The organism is Pinirhizobacter soli, assembly GCF_015905305.1.
GTDB classification, from domain to species: domain Bacteria; phylum Pseudomonadota; class Gammaproteobacteria; order Xanthomonadales; family Rhodanobacteraceae; genus Pinirhizobacter; species Pinirhizobacter soli.
Window position 1 is genome coordinate 910,608 of record NZ_JADZLQ010000001.1, and the last position, 20,945, is coordinate 931,552.

The 20,945-nt window shown below is 65.7% G+C and carries 16 protein-coding genes; 11 read left to right on the plus strand and 5 right to left on the minus strand.

The window, feature by feature from the left end; all coding sequences use genetic code 11:
• Positions 1 to 9: 9 nt before the first annotated feature.
• Positions 10 to 1,167, plus strand: coding sequence for an isovaleryl-CoA dehydrogenase (locus tag NDK18_RS03735; protein WP_425502731.1), 1,158 nt, complete (start codon positions 10 to 12; stop codon positions 1,165 to 1,167).
• Between the two features lie 3 nt (positions 1,168 to 1,170).
• On the opposite strand, the gene NDK18_RS03740 is transcribed toward NDK18_RS03735, so the two are convergent.
• A complete protein-coding gene (locus tag NDK18_RS03740) occupies positions 1,171 to 3,975 on the minus strand; it encodes a S8 family serine peptidase (RefSeq protein ID WP_250627124.1) in 2,805 nt (934 codons plus the stop codon).
• Positions 3,976 to 4,149: 174 nt separating this feature from the next.
• On the opposite strand from NDK18_RS03740, the gene NDK18_RS03745 reads away from it, so the two are divergent.
• The 6 genes from NDK18_RS03745 (at position 4,150) to NDK18_RS03770 (ending at position 12,317) form a co-directional block, all read left to right on the plus strand.
• On the plus strand, positions 4,150 to 5,331 hold the full coding sequence (locus NDK18_RS03745) for an acetyl-CoA C-acyltransferase (protein ID WP_250627125.1): 1,182 nt from the start codon (positions 4,150 to 4,152) through the stop codon (positions 5,329 to 5,331).
• A 182-nt stretch (positions 5,332 to 5,513) separates the two neighbouring features.
• Complete coding sequence (locus NDK18_RS03750) at positions 5,514 to 5,906, plus strand: hypothetical protein (RefSeq protein WP_250625654.1); 393 nt, start codon at positions 5,514 to 5,516, stop codon at positions 5,904 to 5,906.
• Positions 5,907 to 6,055: 149 nt separating this feature from the next.
• A complete protein-coding gene (locus tag NDK18_RS03755) occupies positions 6,056 to 7,663 on the plus strand; it encodes a carboxyl transferase domain-containing protein (protein ID WP_250627126.1) in 1,608 nt (535 codons plus the stop codon).
• 25 nt (positions 7,664 to 7,688) lie between these two features.
• Positions 7,689 to 9,029: an exodeoxyribonuclease VII large subunit gene (gene xseA / locus NDK18_RS03760; RefSeq protein WP_250627127.1), complete on the plus strand. Its 1,341-nt coding sequence runs from the start codon at positions 7,689 to 7,691 to the stop codon at positions 9,027 to 9,029.
• A gap of 87 nt (positions 9,030 to 9,116) precedes the next feature.
• The gene (locus tag NDK18_RS03765; RefSeq protein WP_250627128.1) at positions 9,117 to 10,568 is read left to right on the plus strand and encodes an aldehyde dehydrogenase family protein; all 1,452 of its coding nucleotides are present in this window, start codon (positions 9,117 to 9,119) and stop codon (positions 10,566 to 10,568) included.
• Positions 10,569 to 10,625: 57 nt separating this feature from the next.
• Entirely contained in the window at positions 10,626 to 12,317 is a 1,692-nt protein-coding gene (locus tag NDK18_RS03770) for an ArnT family glycosyltransferase (RefSeq protein ID WP_250627129.1), read from the plus strand.
• A gap of 6 nt (positions 12,318 to 12,323) precedes the next feature.
• Here the strand turns inward: NDK18_RS03770 and NDK18_RS03775 are convergent, their stop codons facing one another.
• A complete protein-coding gene (locus NDK18_RS03775) occupies positions 12,324 to 12,944 on the minus strand; it encodes a YrbL family protein (RefSeq protein ID WP_250625649.1) in 621 nt (206 codons plus the stop codon).
• 102 nt (positions 12,945 to 13,046) lie between these two features.
• Between NDK18_RS03775 and NDK18_RS03780 the strand changes: the two genes are divergently transcribed.
• From NDK18_RS03780 to NDK18_RS03795, 4 genes are all read left to right on the plus strand, one after another.
• Positions 13,047 to 14,846, plus strand: a complete 1,800-nt coding sequence (locus NDK18_RS03780; RefSeq protein ID WP_250627130.1) for a vWA domain-containing protein — start codon at positions 13,047 to 13,049, stop codon at positions 14,844 to 14,846.
• A gap of 62 nt (positions 14,847 to 14,908) precedes the next feature.
• Positions 14,909 to 15,463: an RNA polymerase sigma factor gene (locus NDK18_RS03785; RefSeq protein WP_250627131.1), complete on the plus strand. Its 555-nt coding sequence runs from the start codon at positions 14,909 to 14,911 to the stop codon at positions 15,461 to 15,463.
• Positions 15,460 to 16,485 (plus strand): hypothetical protein, encoded by a 1,026-nt coding sequence (locus NDK18_RS03790; RefSeq protein ID WP_250627132.1) that lies wholly within the window; start codon positions 15,460 to 15,462, stop codon positions 16,483 to 16,485. Before NDK18_RS03785 ends, NDK18_RS03790 begins: the two co-directional genes overlap by 4 nt.
• Positions 16,486 to 16,554: 69 nt before the next feature.
• On the plus strand, positions 16,555 to 18,327 hold the full coding sequence (locus NDK18_RS03795; RefSeq protein ID WP_250625645.1) for an ABC transporter transmembrane domain-containing protein: 1,773 nt from the start codon (positions 16,555 to 16,557) through the stop codon (positions 18,325 to 18,327).
• 468 nt (positions 18,328 to 18,795) lie between these two features.
• Here the strand turns inward: NDK18_RS03795 and NDK18_RS03800 are convergent, their stop codons facing one another.
• From NDK18_RS03800 to NDK18_RS03810, 3 genes are all read right to left on the minus strand, one after another.
• Positions 18,796 to 19,530: a copper homeostasis protein CutC gene (locus NDK18_RS03800; protein WP_250625644.1), complete on the minus strand. Its 735-nt coding sequence runs from the start codon at positions 19,528 to 19,530 to the stop codon at positions 18,796 to 18,798.
• Positions 19,531 to 19,532: 2 nt separating this feature from the next.
• A complete protein-coding gene (locus NDK18_RS03805; protein ID WP_425502746.1) occupies positions 19,533 to 20,507 on the minus strand; it encodes a glycosylasparaginase in 975 nt (324 codons plus the stop codon).
• Positions 20,508 to 20,624: 117 nt separating this feature from the next.
• Positions 20,625 to 20,828 carry a cold-shock protein gene (locus NDK18_RS03810; protein WP_250625642.1) on the minus strand — a complete coding sequence of 68 codons (204 nt, stop codon included), beginning with the start codon at positions 20,826 to 20,828 and terminating at the stop codon, positions 20,625 to 20,627.
• Positions 20,829 to 20,945: the final 117 nt, after the last annotated feature.

Genomic DNA, 20,945 nt, shown 5'->3' on the forward strand with positions numbered 1-20,945 from the left:
GCTTTGCGCATGCGTCCGTTCCCCCTCGGCGACGATCTCGACACCCTTCGCGAAAGCGTCCACGGCTTTGCCGAGAAGGAAATTGCCCCCCGCGCCGACCGCATCGACCGCGACAACGCCTTTCCCGACGACCTGTGGCTGAAATTCGGCGAAATGGGCCTGCTGGGCATGACGGTCCCTGAGGAATTCGGCGGCAGCAGCCTGGGCTACCTGGCGCACCTGGTGGCGATGGAGGAAATCTCCCGCGCCTCCGGCTCCGTGGGCCTGTCCTATGGCGCCCATTCGAATCTCTGCGTGCAGAACATCAACCACAACGGCAACGATGCGCAGCGTCGCAAGTACCTGCCGAAGCTTTGCAGCGGTGAATGGGTGGGCGCACTGGCGATGAGCGAACCCGGCGCCGGCTCCGACGTGGTGGGCTCCATGAGCTGCCGTGCCGAAGAGAAAGACGGCGTGTGGGTGGCCAACGGCAGCAAGATGTGGATCACCAATGGTCCGGACGCCGACGTGCTGCTGGTGTACATGCGCACCGCGCCGCGCGCGGCGGGAAGCCGCTGCATGACGGCCTTCATCATCGAAAAGGGCATGAAGGGTTTTTCCACCGCGCAGAAGCTCGACAAGCTCGGCATGCGCGGGTCCAACACTTGCGAGCTGGTGTTCGACAACTGCGAAATCCCCGCCGAGAACATCGTCGGTGAAGTGAACGAGGGCGTGCGCGTCTTGATGGGCGGCCTGGATACCGAACGCCTGGTGCTGTCCGGCGGCCCGATCGGCCTGATGCAGGCGGCCATGGACCTCACCCTGCCCTACGTGCGCGAACGCAAGCAGTTCAACGCGCCGATCGGTACCTTCGGCATGATGCAGGCGAAGGTGGCGGACATGTACACCGCGCTGCAATCGTCGCGTGGCTTTGCCTACATGGTGGCGCGCCAGTTCGATGACGGTATCCGCTCGCGCATCGACCCGGCCGCGTGCCTGCTCAACGCCAGCACCAATGCGGTGAAGGTGACCCTGGAAGCGATCCAGGCCTTGGGCGGCAATGGCTATATCAACGAATTCCCGGCCGGGCGCCTGCTGCGCGACGCCAAGCTTTACGAGATCGGCGCCGGCACCAATGAAATCCGCCGCATGCTGATCGGCCGGGAACTGTTCCACGGCAAGAGCTGACCGCTAGAAGGCCATGTTGTAACTCACCATGGCCAACTTCGAACTGTCGCGGTCGCCAAAGCGCTGGTCCAGCGACATCTTCAGGCCCGAGCGCGGCGTCATGCTCCAATCGAGCGCGGCGCCCACCAGGGTGGCGTTGCGCGCCAGGCCAATGCCACCGACCGGACCCCACGAGTCGATCCCCGTGAAGCGGGCGGCGAAGACATCGCCCTGGGTGGCGAAGGCATGCTGCCAGGCCACGTGGCCGTTCAGGCTTACCCGGCCGCCGGAAGGCAGCAGCCAGTCGCGGCCTGCGCGCAGGCCCATGCCTGCCTGCCAGCGCGAAAGCACCTGGCCATCGGCGGTCAGGCCGAAGCCTGCGGCGCCGGTTTCGCTGAAGCCGCCGCGGTCGATGCGGTCGTATTCGAGGTCGGCATAGGGAGTGATCGATACGGCGCCTGAGGAAAGGCGCATGCCGCTCTCGCCGTAGGCCACCGCGTAATGGCCTTGCGAACTGCTGGACACGCCCGAGGCCACTTCACCCAGCTGCACGCTGCGATACATCGATTCGCGATACTGGCCCACGCCGACGCGGCCCACCGCGTAGTAGCGATCGCGCACGGTGCCAAGGTACGCCGAAGCCTCGGTGGCGTGGCTGCGGCCCTGGTCCACGCTCTCGGCCAGCTGGCCCAGTCCCTGCGACTGGCTGAGTGCGAAACCGACGATGCCATTGACGCCAAGCTTGTGGTCCTGGCCCACCATGAACCCGGAGACATCCACTCCCACGTTGCCGTAACCGCTGCGGCTCATGCCGCCGCTGTAACCCAGGCGCTGGGTCCAGGCGCCGGCGAGCTGGTTCGAGGCAAGGTTGGCCATGCGGCTGGACAGCGCCTGGTTGCCTTCGTCGATGGCTTCCATGGTCATCGCCGCACTGGCAGCATGCAACTGGCCGGACAACGACGCCAGCGACTGCTGCGCCACTTGCGCGGTGGGCGCTTGCTGGATCATCGCCGCGCCCAGCAAGGTCGTGGTGGACACGCCCGAACCCGGGGTCTTGGCCGCCGCATCGAGCTGTGTAAACGCACCTTCCACACGCTGTGCCGAACCCAGGGTCACCGGATTGGCGCTGACGCCGGTCACCTGCGTGACGTTCACCCGGGTTGCGTCGATCCAGACCTCATTGGCGGCATAGACCACCGAGGTGTTGACCATCACGTTGGGCGCCGAGCCGACACTGGCGAACGTGCCGGTGACCCCACCGAAAGCGGTCAGGACCTGCTGATGCGAAGAACTGACGTAGCCCTGCGTGGCTCCGGCGAAATAGAGGTTGCCTCCAAGCGAGGCAGTACCACCCACCTGCAACACGGCCCCGAGGTAGGTGGAGAGGGTGGCGCCGGCGGACTGGTTGAAATCGCCACCCACCGTCACGTTGCCCTGCATCTTCACGGTGCCCTGGTTGAGCAGGTTGCCGCCCACGCCACTGCCTGATGCACCGCCAAGCTCAAGCGTGCCCAGGCCTGCGGTTTGAACGGTGCCGGTGAAAGGCTGCAGCGCCGTCAAGGTGCCACCGTTCACGGTGGTCAGGCCCGTATAGTTATTTGCGCCGTTGAGCGTCAGCTGGCCGGTCGTTCCGTTGACCACGAGGTTGCCGTCACCGCCGATATCGTTACCCCAGACCGACTTGGTAGTACCGATGTTGGCCGTGAAGTCGCCCCAGTCGAACTGGGCGGGCCCGAGGATCGCCTTGCCGACATTGAGCGCGCCATATCCGAAGGTCGAGTCCGGCCCCGTGGTGCCAAGATCAGTCGCGGTGCCAAGCAGGGTCTGCCGGACGTTGTCGTTGGTGAAGTACGGGAACGCCGACCAGACCACGGCCGCTGCGCCCGTGACCTGGGGCGCTGAAAGCGACGTGCCCTGGTAGACGAAATAGGTCTCGCTGCTCTGGGTGTCGTTCTGGCCGCTGACGATGACATCGCCGGGAGCCGCCAGGCAGTAACTCATGGCCACGCCGCACTGGTTCGAATAGCTCGCCAGTTGGGTCGGGTTGTTGCTGTCCAGCGCCACGACGGTAAGCCATCCGCGTTCAAGGTCCGCGGCACGCGATGGCAAGGCCGCCGTGTCTGACGGATTGGCCTTCGAATCGTTGCCCGCGGCAAACACCACCAGGCCGCCGCCGGCGATGAATGGTGCGTAGGCATCGTGGAAGCTTTGCGTGGTGGTAGTGGCGGAGGCGTCCCAGTACAGGCCGCCCCAGGAATTGTTCATCACCTTGACGCCGTAGGTGCTGAGCTTCTGGCTTACGTCCCCGAGGTCGCCGGCGTCGGTAACCTGGTTGCCGTTGCCGCTGCCATCGTCGGTCGGCTCCTTATCGTCGATGATGCGCGCCGAAATGATGGTGGATTGCGGTGCGATGCCACCGGCGAACTTGCCGAACGGAACGCCCGCGGCGATCTCGGCCACGGCCGTGCCATGTCCGACGACGTCGTCGACACTCAGGTTGTCAGGGGGCGAAGTGACGAAATTGAGGTTGGCGGTGACCCGCCCTGCCAGCGCCGGATGATTGCGCGATACGCCGGTGTCGACGATCCCGATCACAACGCCCTGTCCCTTGAACCCCGCGGCCTGGGCAACGTCGGCATGCGTCAGTGCAATTTGCGCATCAACCGGCGGGTTGGGCACCGTGGGCGGTGTGACCGGCGGCGTGACCGGCGGAGTCAATACGTTCGAAGGCTTGCTTCCGCCACCGCCCGAACAACCGGCCAAAGCGAGTGCCATGCACACGGCAACGGCGAGGTCCTTGCGGACCCAGGTGTTTTCTTTGCCCACCATATTTGAATTCCCCTTGCGTTTTCCGGGCTTCGATGCCACTTACCCCCGTGTTGGGGTGATATTCGCATATTGTCGTTAAATATCAGCGACCGAATGCACGTTTGCCGCATCAAGACCCCGCTGCGATAATCGGAAGTTATAGATGGCGCCCCGCTGTCAACTGGAGTTCCCCTGATGAGCGACACGAACGTGGTCATTGCCGGCGCTCGGCGCACGGCGATCGGTTCCTTCCTTGGCCAGTTCACCGGCGTTCCCACGCCCACGCTTGGCGCCACGGCGATCCGTGCCGCGCTGGACCAAGCGCAGGTTCCTGCGGCCGATGTAAGCGAGGTGATCATGGGTTGCGTACTGCCCGCCAACCTCGGCCAGGCTCCTGCGCGCCAGGCTTCGCTTGCTGCCGGCCTGCCGGTGGGCACGGGCTGCACCACCATCAACAAGGTCTGCGGATCGGGCATGAAGGCGGTGATGCTGGGACACGACATCATTCGCGCCGGCTCCGCCACCATCGTGGTGGCCGGCGGCATGGAGTCGATGACCAATGCGCCGCACATGGTCAACGCCCGCACGGGTATCCGCTACGGTGACGGCCAACTGGTCGACCACATGGCATGGGACGGCCTGACCAACCCGTACGACGGCAAGGCCATGGGCGTGTTCGGCGAATCGTGCGCCGACAAGTACCACTTCACCCGTGAAGAACAGGACGCCTTCGCCATCGCTTCGGTGGAACGCGCCAAGGCTGCCCAGGCCGATGGCAGCTTCGCCGAAGAAATCGTCAAGGTGAGCGTTGCCGGTCGCAAGGGCACGGTGGATGTCGACACCGATGAACAACCCGGCCGTTCGGACGTGGCCAAGGTGCCGCAGTTGAAGCCCGCCTTCCGCAAGGAAAACGGCACGATCACCGCGGCCAGTTCCTCGTCGATTTCCGACGGCGCCGCGGCACTGGTGCTTACCTCCGAAGGCGAAGCCAACCGCCGTGGCCTGGATGTGCTCGCCACCATCGTCGCCCACGCCACGCATTCGCAGGAACCGGAATGGTTCACCACCGCTCCCGTCGGCGCCATCACCAAGGTGCTTGAGAAAGCCGGCTGGAAAGTCGACGACGTCGACCTGTTCGAAGTGAACGAAGCCTTTGCCGTGGTACCGATGGCGGCGATGCGCGAACTGGGTATTGCGCACGACAAGATCAACGTCAACGGCGGCGCATGCGCGCTCGGCCACCCCATCGGCGCCAGCGGCGCGCGCGTGCTGGTGACGCTGATCCACGCCCTGCGCAAGCGAGGCCTGCACCGGGGCGTGGCGTCGCTTTGCATCGGCGGCGGCGAAGCCACCGCGGTGGCGGTACAAATTCCGTAGGTGAAGATCAGGTGCACGTGGCGCGAACACGCCACGTGCACCTGAGTCGTGCCCGCAGGCACGATGTTTTGTCCGCCTTTAATGCGCCCTGAAGACACATCCGCGTAGCGGTGGCTTATCCACGATAGCTGCGCTATTAATACGCCCGCCAAACGGCATTCCACGGCTAAGGAGATATACCAATGACTGTTACGCGTACCCTACTCGCCTCCGCCCTCGTCGCGTTGCTGGCGGCATGCAGCAACGGCGCGCAGGATTCCGCGCAGGATGCCCAGAAGCAGGCTGCCGATGCCCAGCAGCAGGCCGACAAGGCCCAGCAGGCTGCGGAGTCCGCGCAGAACCAGGCCACCACCCAGGCCGCGCAGCAGGCCCAGAGCTCGGCCGACCAGGCCAGCCAGGCGGCCAACCAGGCCTCCGATGCCGCTGCCTCCGCCGGTACCTCCGGTGGCGCGATGTCCTCGATGTCCAAGGACGCCGCCAGCAATGCCGCCGACCAGGCTGGCAAGGCAGCCGACAACGCCAAGGACGCGGCCGACAATGCCAAGTCGTCGGCTGACGACGCGAAGAAGAAGTAAAAGCTTCGCGAAACCAAGGGCCGGCCGCCTAGCGCGGCCGGCTTTTTTTTGCCCGAGCCCCGCGCATCAGCCACTTATGCTGCACCGCCACGACCGCGCGGCCGCCGGCACCGCTATGATTACCCGCTGCCCACCAGCGCGGCCTACGCATGCCCATCATCACTTCGCAGCTTGATCCGCACTCTCCCGATTTCCTTGCCGCCAGTGCCCACATGCAAGGACTGGTCGACGACCTGCGCACGCAACTGGACCGCGTGGCTGGCGGCGGTGGCACCAAGGCGCGCAAGAAACACGAGGCCCGCGGCAAGCTCCTGCCCCGTGAGCGGATCCGCGCGCTGCTCGATCCCGCCTCGCCGTTTCTAGAACTCTCGCCGCTCGCCGCGCACGGCATGTACGACGACGCCGCGCCCGCGGCGGGCCTGGTCACCGGTATCGGCCGTGTGCACGGGATCGAGGTATTGGTGATTGCCAACGACGCCACGGTGAAGGGCGGCACCTATTTCCCTGTCACCGTGAAAAAACACCTGCGTGCGCAGGAAGTGGCGCTGGAAAACCACCTGCCCTGCGTCTACCTGGTGGATTCGGGCGGCGCCTTCCTGCCGCTGCAGGACGAAGTGTTCCCCGACCGCGAACATTTCGGGCGCATCTTCTACAACCAGGCGCGCATGAGCGCGCTGGGGATCGCCCAGGTAGCCGTGGTGATGGGCTCGTGCACCGCCGGCGGCGCTTATGTGCCGGCGATGAGCGACGAGACCATCATCGTGCGCGAACAAGGCACGATCTTCCTGGGCGGGCCGCCCCTGGTGAAAGCCGCCACCGGCGAGGTAGTTGACGCCGAGGCCTTGGGGGGTGCCGACGTACACACGTCGGTGTCGGGCGTGGCCGACCACTTCGCCGAGAACGATGCCCATGCGCTGTCGATCGCCCGCGACGTGATTGCCAGCCTCAATCGGCGCAAACATGTGCGCCTGGCCGTGCGCACGCCTGTCGAGCCACGGTATCCGGCCAGCGAACTCTACGGCGTGATCCCCGCCGATACGCGCCGCCCGTTCGACATCCGCGAGCTGATCGCCCGCATCGTCGACGGTTCGGAATTCCACGAATTCAAGGCGCGCTACGGCAAGACGCTGGTCACCGGTTTTGCGCACATCCACGGTTATCCGGTGGGTATCGTCGCCAACAACGGCATCCTGTTCGCCGAGTCGGCGCTCAAGGGCGCGCACTTCATCGAGCTTTGCAACCAGCGCAACGTGCCGCTGGTGTTCCTGCAGAACATCACCGGCTTCATCGTGGGCCGCAAGTACGAGAACGCCGGCATCGCCAAGGACGGGGCCAAGATGGTTACCGCGGTTGCTTGCTCGCACGTACCCAAATTCACCGTGGTGGTGGGCGGCAGCTTCGGCGCCGGCAATTACGCCATGTGCGGGCGCGCGTACGGCGGCCGTTTCCTGTGGATGTGGCCCAACGCGCGCATCAGCGTGATGGGCGGTGAACAGGCAGCGTCGGTGCTTGCCACGGTGCGCCGTGACGGCATCGAGGCTGGCGGCGGCAGCTGGAGCAGCGACGACGAGGAAGCCTTCAAGGCCCCGGTGCGCGACCAGTACGAACGCCAGGGACACCCGTACTACGCCAGCGCGCGGCTGTGGGACGACGGCATCATCGATCCGGCCGATACCCGCAGGGTGCTGGGCCTGGCCATCTCGGCCACGCAGAATGCGCCGGACGTGGAAGGCAAGTTCGGCGTTTTCCGCATGTAGGCAGGCGTGCTAACCTCGCCGGTCCATGTCGACCACCGACGCCCCGCGACAGGTCTACACCCCCACGACGCTCAACCGCCTCGTGCGCGACCTGCTGGAAGATGTCCTGCCGCTGGTGTGGATCGAAGGTGAGCTGTCCAACGTGTCGCGCCCGGCGTCCGGGCATATCTACTTCACGGTGAAGGATGCCGGCGCGCAGATCCGCGGCGCGATGTTCCGCATGAAGGCAGGCCAGCTGCGCTTTCGCCCCGTCGACGGCATGCACGTTCTGCTTCGTGGCCGGGTGGGCCTGTACGAGGCCCGCGGCGAATTCCAGCTGGTGGCCGACCACATGGAACTGGCCGGTGAAGGCGCATTGCGCCGCGAGTTCGATGCGCTCAAAGCCAGGCTGGCCGAGGAAGGTCTGTTCGATGCCGCCCGCAAGCGCCCGTTGCCACCGATGCCGCGGCGCATCGGCATCGTTACCTCACCTTCCGGCGCGGCGGTACGCGACGTCATCAGTGTCTTGCGCCGGCGCTTCGCACTGGTGGAAATCGATATCCTGCCCTCGCCCGTCCAGGGCCGCGAGGCACCGCCCATCCTGCGCTCGATGCTCCAGCGCGCTGCGGCCAGTGGCCGCTACGACGTGATCCTGCTCACCCGTGGCGGCGGTTCGCTCGAAGACCTCTGGGCCTTCAATGACGAATCGCTGGCCCGTGCCATCCATGCCAGCGAAGTGCCGGTGGTGTCGGCCGTCGGCCACGAGGTGGACTTCACCATCGCCGACTTCGTCGCGGATCTGCGTGCCGCCACCCCGTCGGCCGCGGCGGAACTGCTGGTGCCCGACGAGGCCGATCTCTTCCGCGTCCTCGACCGCCAGCGCGATCGCCTGGCCACCTTGCTTAGCCGGCGCCTGCGGCACGCGCAGCAGCGCACCGACCATCTCGCCACGCGCCTGCAGGCGCAGCGTCCGCAGGCGCGGCTGCGCCGGGATGCCGAGCGCATGGCCGCCCTGGACAGGCGCCTGCGCCTCGTTGCCACGCAACTGGGCGGCGCCAATCGCCATCGCCTGGCACGCCTGCAGGCACGTTTGCTGGCAAGGCATCCGGGCCGCTTGCTCGACCTGCAACGCCAACGTATGCGGGCCCTGCAAGACCGGCTACGCCAGGCCATGCAACATCGCCTGGAGCGCGAGCGTACGAATTTGCGCCAGCAGGCGCGCACCCTGCAGGCGGTGAGCCCGCTGGCCACGCTCGACCGCGGCTATGCCATCGCCTTCGATGCCAAGGGACTGGTGCTCAGGCGCGCCGCCGATGTCGCACCAGGTGACGCCGTGCGCATCCGGCTGGCCGATGGCGAATTCCCCGCACGCGTGGATAAAACCTGACACGTTGCCCTCGCATGGGGTGACCTCACGACCATTGAACGCCTGCCGCGCCACCATGCGGCGGTGCAAACACGCCCGGAGCCCACCATGCTCGATGCCCACTACCCTTGCTACATTGCCAACAAGGCCGTCACCACCAAGACGCGCATGAGCGTCATCGACAAATACAGCGGCGAGGTGGCCTCGGAAGTTTCGGTGCCGAGCGATGCACAGGTGGAGAAGGCCATCGCCAGCGCAGCGGCCGCCGCACCTGCGATGCGCAACTTCAAGCCCTTCCAACGCCAGGCGGTGCTCGAGCATTGCGTCAGGCGCTTCACGGAACGACGCGATGAACTTGCCTATGCGCTATGCGTTGAGGCAGGCAAGCCGATCAAGGATTCCGTGGGCGAGGTCACCCGCTTGATCGAAACCTTCAAGATAGCAGCCGAAGAAGCCGTGCGTATCAACGGTGAAACGTTGAACCTGGAAATTTCCGCGCGCACCGCCGGCTACCACGGCTTCACCAGGCGCGTGCCGCTGGGGCCGGTGTCGTTTATCACGCCGTTCAATTTTCCGTTGAACCTGGTGGCGCACAAGGTGGCCCCGGCGATCGCGGCCGGGTGTCCTTTCGTACTGAAGCCCGCCGAGCGCACGCCGCTCGGCTCGTTGATCATCGGCCAGGTGCTGGCCGAAACGGACCTGCCCAAAGGTGCGTTCTCGGTGCTGCCGCTCGATGGCGCCCATGCAGGCCCGCTGGTCACCGACGACCGCTTCCGCCTGCTCTCCTTCACCGGCAGCCTGCTGGGCTGGGATTTGCGGGCCCGTGCAGGGAAGAAGAAAGTGACGCTGGAACTGGGCGGCAATGCCGCGTGCATCGTCGACCATACGCAGGCGGGGCAACTGGGCGCGGTGGTGGATCGCCTTATTTTCGGCGCGTTCTACCAGTCAGGACAAAGCTGTATCAGCGTGCAGCGCATCTATGCCCACGAGTCCATTTATGATGAGCTGCGCAAGCGCCTGGTCAATGCTGCAAAAAAACTTAAAACCGGCGACCCGAAGAAGAAGGACACCTTCCTGGGCCCCATGGTCGACGAGGCGGCGGCCAAGCGTCTTGAGGGCTGGATCGCCGATGCACGCAAACACGGTGCGAAGGTGCTGTGTGGAGTCAACCGCAAAGGCAACATGCTCGATGCCACGGTCGTGGAAGGTGTAAACCCGGACCTGGATCTAAGCCGCCGTGAAGCCTTCGGCCCGGTGGTGCTGCTGGCACCCTATCGCCACTTCGACGACGCCGTGGCCGCGGTCAATGCCTCGGACTTCGGCCTGCAGGCGGGCATCTTCACCCAGGACCTGGACCACGCCATGCGTGCCTGGACGGAGCTTGAGCAAGGGGGCGTGATCGTCAACGACGTTCCGAGCTTCCGCGTCGATTCCATGCCCTATGGCGGGGTGAAGTCGTCGGGCATCGGCCGCGAGGGCGTGCGCTATGCCATCGACGACATGAGCGACCTGCGCCTGATGGTGATGCGCGAGTCCGGCTGGGCCTCGCCCGCCGGATAAGCCCAAGGTAAGGCAAAGGCCTTAAACTCTAGCGCCCTTCCCTTCTGCCGAGCGCGCATGGAAACCACCGACCGTCGCCAGTTCTGGTGGTTCATGCTGCTGGCCCTGGTGGTGCTGGCCGCGGGACTTGGCCTGCGCGACCCATGGCCGCCTGACGAACCCCGCTTTACCCTGATCGCCCGGCAGATGGTCGAGTCGGGCCAGTGGCTGTTCCCGCACCGCGGCATAGAGTTGTATTCGGACAAACCGCCGTTCCTGATGTGGCTGGAAGCGGCGGCATTCACTGTCACCGGCCAGTGGCGCATCGCTTTCCTGTTGCCATCGCTCATCGCCGGCATGGCCACCCTGGCATTGACCTGGGATATCGGCCGCCGGCTATGGAACCCACGCGTGGGCCTGTACGCCGCCATCGCGGTGCTTGCCACGGTGCAGTTCGTCGAACAGTCCCACCGCGCGCAGATCGACCCGATCGTGATGTGCTGGATCACCCTGGGCAACTGGGGCATCCTCCGCCATTGCCTGCGCGGCCCGAACTGGCGGGCGTTCTGGCTGGGCTGCTTCGCCGCGGGCCTGGGCGTGATCACCAAGGGCGTGGGCATCCTGGCCCTGTTCATGCTGGTCCCCTATGCCGTGATGCGCCGCCGCGGTTGGCCCGGCGTGACGCAAACGCACGGCGACGTCTGGCGGTGGGCCGGCGGCGCACTAGCGTTCTTCCTGGCGATCGCGGTGTGGCTGGCACCGATGCTGTTGCATGCGCTGGCAGCACCGGGTCCAGACTTCCATGCCTATGTGAATGACATCCTGTTCCGGCAAACGGCGGGGCGTTACGCGGCATCGTGGCAACACCACGAGCCGTTCTGGTATTTCCTGCCGGTGCTGGTGGTGGAATGGTTTCCGCTGTGCCTTGCGTATCTACCGATGCTGCCGCGCTGGCGCGAGGCCTTTGCCGGGCGCGAAGCACGCGTGGTCATGCCATTGGCGTGGGTGCTGATCGTGCTGGTGTTCTTTTCCATCCCCAGTGGCAAGCGCGAGGTCTACCTGCTGCCCGCGATCCCGATGATGGCGCTGGCGCTGGCGCCATATCTGGAAGAAGTGGTGAAGATGCGCTGGCTGCGCTGGTTGTGCGTGGGCCTGGCGGTACTGGCTGGCATCGTGCTGTTTGGTGGCGGTCTGTGGGCAGTGTTCGGCCATCCGAAGTTCGCCGAGCGGGTAGCCGACCGCAACCTCGTCGACGGCGGCCGGCATTTCTGGCTGGCGGTGGCCACGATGGGAGCGCTGTTGCTGGCCGCGGCTGCGTTCTTCCGGGCAAGGCGCGGCGCACTGGCGCTCGTGGTGGGCATGTCGGCGGCCTGGGTAGCCTGGGCCTTCGGGGTGTATCCGCAGTTCAATCCATCCGAATCCACGCTCGCCATGATGCAGCGCGTGGACGCAACCATCGGGCCTCAGGGCCAGTTGGGATTGGTCGGTTGGCGTGAGGAGCACCGGCTGATGTCGCCACGCACGCCCACCGATTTCGGCTTCAGCCGCGGCTTCAACGTGCAGATGCGCGATGGCCTGGCTTGGCAGGGGAAGGATCCGGCGCAGCGGTGGATCTTCGCCGGTGATTATGCCCTGGGCCCGTGCATCGACAAATCCAAGGCCGTGGACCTGGGGCGCGTCAACCGCTACGACTGGTGGCTGTTCGAAGCCTCGGCGGTGATCGAAGGTTGCGACCCGATGAAAGGCTCCAACGAAACGGAAGGCCCCTGACGGGGCTCAACCGTCCCGCGGTGTCTTCTTCGTGCGCTCGACCATGCGATTGAAGCGGCGGATGGTGCGGTTGCGGTTATGGCCGCGGCTCATCGACTGGTGCGGGATGATGTTCTTCTCGCCGAAGCCGTCGATCATCAGCAGGTGCGGGCCGCCGCGCGAGTCCGAACCGTACACCACGTTCCAGGCATGCAGGTCGGCTGCAATGGTGTCGTGCTCGAGCAGGCGCGCCAGGAAGTCGTCCAGCGCGGCTTGTACCTGCGGCGTATAGCCATCGCGGCGCACCCAGGCATCGAGCGTCGGCGCCAGCGAACCATCGGGCGCAACCACTTTTTCCACCACCTGGCCCAGGCCCATATCGGTGAGCTCGATGCCCACGACGCGGGCCAGCGGCGACACACCGTGGGGCGACACCGCATACGAGGTGACGAATTCGCGGAATTCGCGGATATAACCCTTGTAGTACTTCGCACGCGTCAGGCGCCGGTACCACGGCCCGTTCTCCCAGCGCTCGACGATGGCGTCCTGCCGCATCACCTTGATCAGCAAGTTGGCTTGCGCCGGGTGCTGATAGACATACCGGATATGGCCGGTGGCCACGGGCGCAAGGCCGCTGAGCAGGATCATGATGCCGGTCCCATGCGAAGAGAAAGGAACATTCTCGCATCTTGGGTAACCCCGTTTCCTCCCCCGCTACGTTTCATCGTTACCCACCAAGGAGGTAAAACGATGAAAACGCACGCCCTCGCCCCGCTTTGCACCGCGATCATGCTGGCCCTGGCCGGTTGCGCCACATCGCAGAATCCCGCCCAGACCGCGCCGCCAGCGTCCAGCGACGCCAGCCAGGCGTCGCCTGCCCACGACAAGGCCGAAAAGGAGCCCGTGGTCGAGGAAAGCCGCGCCGTGTATACCCCGCCACCGCCGCCGCCCAGCCAGCCGGTGAGCCGGGGTGAGTCCCTGGCGGCCATCGATGTGATGGCCAAGCGAGCGCCCGCTTCGATGTCGTTGCCGGCACCGGCACCTTCTGCGCAAGGCTATGTGATCATGCAGATGCCGATGGCCGGCGACATCGACCGCGAGAACTACACGCACTTCAAGGACAACGGCCTGCAGCAGGTGGCCGAGCAGCCGGTGTCCACCTTCGGCCTGGACGTCGACACCGGCGCCTATACCAATGTGCGCCGCATGCTGGCGAGCGGCAACCTGCCGCCGGCGGACGCCGTGCGCGCGGAAGAATTCATCAACTACTTCGACTATGGCTATGCGCCGCCTTCCACGCGCGATGACCCCTTCAGCGTCACTACCGAGCTTGCCCCGGAACCGTGGAATACAAAGCGCGAATTGCTGATGGTGGGCATCCAGGGCTACCGCGTGCCCGGCGCCGAGGTACCACCGGCCAACCTGGTGTTCCTGGTCGACACGTCAGGCTCCATGGACGAACCCGATAAATTGCCCCTGTTGAAGGCGTCGCTCAAGCAACTGGTGCCACGCCTGCGCCCACAGGACCATGTCTCTCTGGTGACCTATGCCGGCGAGGCCGGCGTGGCGCTGGAATCAACACCCGGCAACCAGCACGCGAAGATCCTTGCCGCCATCGACGCCCTGGGCGCCGGTGGTTCCACCAATGGCGGCGCCGGCATCGACATGGCCTACGCCCAGGCGAAGCAGGGCTTCATCAAGGGCGGGGTGAACCGCATCATCCTGGCCACCGATGGCGACTTCAACGTGGGTACCACTGGCATAGAAGCGCTTAAGACGCGCATCACCGAAGAGCGCAAGGGCGGCGTGGCGCTATCCACGCTCGGCTTTGGCCAGGGCAACTACAACGACGCCATGGCCGTGCAGCTGGCCGATACCGGCAACGGCAACCATCACTACATCGACAGCCTTGCCGAAGCCCGCAAGGTGCTGGTGGATGAGATGTCCTCGACGATGATGATCATTGCCAAGGACGTGAAGATCCAGGTGGAATTCAACCCCGCCGTGGTGAAGGAATATCGCCTGATCGGCTATGAAAAACGCGCGCTGGCCCGCGAGGACTTCAACAACGATGCGGTGGATGCCGGTGAGATCGGTGCGGGCGCCAACGTGACGGCGTTGTACGAAGTTACCCTGGCGAACGCCGGCGGTGCCCGCGTCGACCCGCTGCGCTATGGCCCGGCACGCCCCGAGGCGAACGACAAGACCGGCCATGGCGAACTGGCCTTCCTGCGCATCCGCTACAAAGCACCCGACGGCAACACCAGCAAGCTGATCGAACGACCGCTCCCGGCAAGCGTTGCGGCCGCGCCCAGCGAAAGGTTGCGTTTCGCCGCTTCCGTAGCCGCGTTCGCCGATGCCTTGCGTGGTGGGAAATACATCGACGGCTGGGATTACGCGAAGATCGCAGCCCTGGCCAACGGTGCGCGCGGTAGCGACGACATGGGCTACCGCGCGGGCTTCGTACAGATGGTGCGCAGTGCTGGCGGCCTGTCCGCCACGGCCCAAGGCGGCGGCACGGACGGCAACGAGGCAACCGTGTCGCGTTGATTGCCGCCGGACACCGGCATCGACGCCCACCAGGGGCCGTCGATGCCGTAATCTCCTGGGCCATGGACCGGCCCACCGACGACGATGCCGCGCTGATGCTGGCCTGGGTGGCTGGCGACGCGGCGTCGTTCCCACTGCTTTATTCCCGGCAGAAGGACCGCCTGTACCGCTTCATCCTGCGCAGCGTGCGTCAGCGCGAAATGGCCGAGGAAATATTCCAGGAAACCTGGAGCCGGGCCATCGCCGCGCGGGAGCGCTATCAACCCGGTGCGCGGTTCTCCACCTGGCTGCTGCAGATCGCCCACAACCTGATCGTCGATGCCTTCAGGCGGCAGCGCCCGGAGAGCACCGGTGAAACCTATGACGCCGCCGTGGCCAGCCATCCGGGCGACGAAAGCAACCAGCCCGAGCACGCACTGTCGGATTTCCAGCAGCGCCTCCGCCTGCAACAGGCCATCGATGGCCTGCCAGGCGAACAACGCGTGGCTTTCCTGCTGCGCATGGAAAACGAACTGACCATCGAGGAGATTGGCGAAGTCACGGGCGTGGGCCGCGAAACCGCCAAATCGCGACTACGCTATGCCATGAACCGCATCCGCGAGCTTATGACGCCATGAGCAACCAGCTGCCCCCCTTCGACGACGAAGAACGCGAGCTTGCCCGGCTGTACGGCAAGCTGCCGCGCGCGACGCCGTCGCCAGCGCTGGACGAAGCCGTGCTGCGGCAGGCGCGCGAGGCAGTGCCCGCGACCGATGCTCCGGCATCGAACCCGAAGAGCCGGCCGCGTCATGGGCTTCGTTGGGCCGGCGCGTTGGCCGTCGCGGCAAGCCTGGTGCTGGCAGCCAACCTGGCCTGGCAACAACGGCAGCTGCCCGCGCCACAGGCTCGCCTGGAGTCGGCCAAGGACAAGGCCGAATCGGCGCCAGCGGTCTCTGCCGGGGAAAACGCCACCGCACTCGGGATGGGCGGCGAGCCGCAACCGGCGCCCGCCGTTGCGGTTGAAGGGGAAGTCGCAGCACGCAAGGCCGCGCAGTCCGAACCTGTAGGCGAGAAGGCGGCGACCCTCAGCCAGGCACGTGAACTCGCCAAGGCCGAACGGTACGTAGCCACCCTTCCCCCACCTGCAGCCCCTCCTGTTGCACCTTCTGTTGCCGCGCAAGCCAGGCATGCCTCGACAGCACCGCGCGCCGTCAAGACTCCGCCACCGCCGGAGGCCGATCAGGCGTTGCCGGAGCTAGCTAGGACCGCTCCTGCACAGCAGCCACCCGAATCACGGGCACCGCCCGCCACGGCCGCGGATGCCTTGGCGAAAGCGGCCGCACCCGCACCCGTCGTTGCGGCAGCACCGGCACCGCCTCCCCCCCCCGCCGAGATCGGATCGCCGCCCCCTCCCGTGGCCGCTGCATCCCCTGAACTTGCCGAATCCGCGCGTGCGTCGATCGACCAGCGCCCGGCCCTGGAGGAGATCAGCGTCGTCATGGGCTCCCCCGGCGACGCCGAACCCAGGCGGCGTGTAGCTGCCATCCGTCAGATGCTTCGCGATGGCCATGAAGCCAGCGCGCGCAAGGCTTACGCGGATTTGCGCCGGGATTTTCCAGGTTTCGTCGTTCCCCGCGACCTTGCGCCGCTTGCCAAGTAGCCCCTGCGCCGATTGAATACCCCAACCTTGCCCCCATCACCGGAAGGGCACGAAGGCCAGGAACAGACGATGAGCGACGCTGCACCGGGCACACCGGAAAAAACCCGCCGGCTGGGCGCCTTGCGCAACCTCTGGCCATATATGCGCCCGCACCGGGCGCTTGCCGGTGGCTGGCTGATATTCCTGGCTTTGTCGTCGGGGTCGACCCTGGTGTTCCCGATGGCCGTCCGCCAGATGATCGACCACGGCTTCGCCGCGTCCAATTCCGGCGCCATCAATCGTACCTTCGGCCTGCTCTTCCTGGTGGCCGCCGTGCTGGCGGTGGCAACGGCGGCGCGTTTCTTCTGCATCACCCTCCTTGGCGAACGCGCCCTGGCGTCACTGCGGAAGAATCTCTACGACGGCGTGATTCGACTGGACGTCGGGTTCTTCGAGCGCACGCGCGTAGGCGAACTTACCTCGCGGCTGTCGGCGGACACCGAAGTGGTGCAGGCGCTGATCGGCTCGGGTATCTCGGTCGCCTTACGCAGCATGGTTACGCTATTGGGTGCGGCGGTCATGATGGCCATCACCATCCCTCGCCTGGCAGGCCTTACCGCCCTGGTCATCCCCGGCGTGCTGCTACCCATCCTGGTCTTCGGCCGCCGCGTGCAGAAGCTTTCGCGTTACAGCCAGGACCGCCTGGCCGACGCTTCGGCGATCGCCAACGAAACGCTCAATGCAGCCACCGCAGTGAAGGCCTATCACCGCGAGGACATCGAAAGCCGTCGCTACTCCCATGCCGTGGACCGCGCCCTGGATACCGCGCGCAAGCGCATCGGCGTGCGCTCGCTGCTGACGATGGCGGTGATCGTGCTGGTATTCGGCGCGATCATCCTGGTGCTATGGGCCGGCGCGCGGCAGGTGCTTGCCGGTGAACTCACCGCCGGCGTGTTGAGCCAGTTCGTACTGTATGCGGTGTTCGCCTCAGGCTCGGTGGCAGGCCTTGCCGAAGTGTGGGGCGACGTACAGCGTGCCGCTGGTGCCATGGAACGCATCGGCGAGCTGCTGGCCGAAAAACCCGGCATTGCCGATCCGGCGCAGGCGGTGGCCCTGCCCAGCCCAGTGCGCGCGTCGCTGCGCTTTGACAACGTCACCTTCCACTACCCCACGCGGAGCGACGTCCCGGCGCTGAAGGATTTCTCGCTTGAGGTGAAGCCTGGGGAAACCGTAGCGCTGGTGGGCCCTTCCGGGGCCGGCAAGAGCACGGTGCTGGCCCTGCTGCTGCGTTTCTACGACCCGCAGACCGGCAGCATCCGCCTCGATGGCGTGGACTTGCGCGCACTCACCCTGGCGGACCTTCGCGGCACCATCGCCCTGGTGCCCCAGGAAACCGTGATCTTTGGCGGCAGCGCCGCGGACAACATCCGATTCGGCCGCGAAAATGCCAGCGATGCCGATGTGCGCCAGGCCGCTCGCCTGGCTGAAGCGGACGGGTTCCTGAGCGCCCTGCCCGATGGCTATGACGCTGCCATGGGCGAGCGCGGCGTGCGCCTGTCGGGCGGCCAGCGCCAGCGTATGGCAATCGCCCGGGCGATCCTGCGCGATGCCCCGTTGCTGCTACTGGACGAAGCCACCTCGGCCCTCGATGCCCAGTCGGAGGCCGCCATCCAGCAGGCGCTCGAACGCCTGGAGCAAGGCCGGACCACGCTGGTGATTGCGCACCGCCTGGCCACCGTCAAACGCGCCGACCGCATCGTCGTCATGGACGGCGGCCGCATCGTTGCACAAGGTACGCACGAAAGCCTGTTGCATGAGGGCGGCCTGTACGCAGAGTTGGCGCGACTGCAATTCGTCGCTTAGGTAATCGGCGATAGACATGCGTCGGCCGACATGCCGACGCATGACGTCTCTGTCAGCTTTTTCCTACAACAAGCCCCGGCCATGCCCGGCATGAAAGACCGGGAGAATCCTGCTTAATGCTCCTACGGAAGCGGCCGTGATACGGCCCGTTAATCATGGAGCAAGCATGCCACTCTTCCAGCGCACCACCCTGGCCATCGCCCTCACCGCGGCACCGTTACTGGCCATCGGCCAGGGAACGGAGTCCCCTTCCGGCGGCCATGCCCCGACCGACGTTTCTTTCTCCGCAAGGGCGTGGGCGGATAACGAATACCTCGCCGACCGCGACGCCGGTCAAAACGCGGCACGGCGATGCACGAAGGCAAACGGGAATGTCATCTCCGTGCACAGCGAAAGCACATACATGTTGGGCGATGGGACCTGGCAAGCCACGGCTAGGGCCATCTGCCGGAAGGATTAGTTTTCCTGTCAGCGACCGATGGACTTCGTATCGATGGCCGCAAGCGCCTGGACGATCGCGGCAACCTCGGCTTCGTCGGTTCGCCATTCGCCGGCATCCATGCTCAAGCCAACCCCCTTGGGCTGGCGCGACGGCAAGCGCTGCTTGGCCGACGCGTGGAACTCGTGCAAGCCTGTCAGGCGCGCAAGCTCGGCGACGTTACCCGACGTTACGCCGGCGCCCGCCATGATCGCGATGCGTTGGTTGGCGCGCGAGGCCATCGCGCGGATGACCGACGCACCCGCGTGTGCGTGCGCCCGGCTGCCGGAAGTGAGGATGCGTTCGCATCCGGCAGCGATGACATCATCGACGGCCGCCACCGGGTCGGCGCTGACGTCGATGGCGCGATGGAACGTCACGCCCATGGGGCCTGCCGCCTCCACCAGTTCCCGGCAACGCGCATGCACACGGCCGGCTTCATCGAGCGCGCCCACCACCACGCCGTCGCACCCCAGCCGACGGCAATGCGCGATGTCGGCGTGCATCAGGTCCCACTCGTAGGGCGCGTAGACGAAGTCGCCGGCGCGGGGCCTCACCAGTACGTACAGCGGAAGCGCGATCGCGTCGCGCGCTATGGCGATGGTGGCATGCGAGGGCGTGACGCCGCCTTCAGCCAGCGACGCGCAAAGCTCCACGCGGCCGGCACCGCCATCGCGAGCGGCGATCGCCGATGCCACCGAGTTGGCCGCCACTTCCAGCAGCATGGTCAGTAGCTGCTCTTGCCTGGGATCAATGCATCCTGCTTCACCGCATCGCACACCGCGTACGAGAACCCCTTCTGGATGGCCCAGGCTCCCACTTCGCCAGCGCGGTTCATGGCCAGGAAGCCGACCTGGATCTCCTTGGCCGTGGCCGGCTTCTTGCGGATGATGCGTTCAACGGCCTCGCGGCAGGCGTCCTGCGGCGAACGTCCCTGGCGCATCAATTCCACCACGAGAAAACTGCCGCAATTGCGTATAACTTCCTCGCCGACGCCAGTGGACGTGGCCGCGCCCACCTCCCCATCGACATAGAGCCCCGCACCGATGATCGGGCTGTCGCCTACCCGTCCGCGCAGTTTCCAGGCCATGCCGCTGGTGGTGCATGCACCGGAGAGGTTGCCGTGGGCGTCCAGGGCCAGCATGCCGATGGTGTCGTGGTTGCGTGCACCGCCCGGGAGGTTGCGGAAATCCTTCACCTCGCTGTTGATCGACGGGCTGTATTTGGCCGTCTTCAGCCACTCTTTCCAGGCCTTTTCCGACTCGGGCGTCAACAGTTCCTCGCGCGGGAAACCCTGTTCCAGGGCGAACTGCAAGGCACCCTCGCCCACCAGCAGCACGTGTGGGGTTTTCTCCATCACCGCACGCGCTACCGATATGGGATGGGCGATGTGTTCGATGGCGGCCACCGCGCCGCAATTGCCGGCCTGGTCCATGATGCTGGCGTCCAGACTCACATGGCCATCGCGGTCGGGATAGCCGGCGCGGCCCACGCTGTGGTTGCGAAGATCAGCCTCCGGGATGCGCACGCCGGCTTCCACCGCATCGAGGGCAGTGCCCCCAGCCGACAGTACCTTCCAGGCCTCCTGGTTGGCGGCCACGCCGAAGTCCCAGGTGGACACGACCCGTGGCTTGCCCACGGCGGCGGCGGGCACGCTGCGGGCCACGCCACCTCCGGTGGCCAGGACAGCCGAGCCCAGCATTGATGCCTGGATGAAGCGTCGCCGATCGGTCATCTACCCATTCCTTCTGTTTCAAAGAAAAACAAAAGCCCCGCGCATTACGGCGCGGGGCTCGTGTCTTCAGACCTTGCTAGTCGTTCAGGCTGGCGTGACGTTAGACGCCTGCTTGCCTTTCGGACCCTGGGTAACCTCGAAGGTGACCTTCTGGTTCTCCTGAAGGGACTTGAAGCCATTACCCTGGATCGAGGAAAAGTGGACGAAGAGATCCTCCCCACCACCGTCGGGCGTAATGAAACCAAAGCCCTTCGCATCGTTGAACCATTTAACCGTACCAGTCGCCATTGCTAAAACCTCTGCATCATTGACTAAAAATGCACCCCTGCAATTGGGTCCGATCGTGTTAGGCCCCCGCCTGCCCCCCTGGTGCAGGCAAAGTATCACCATGTTTGCTGGCAAAAC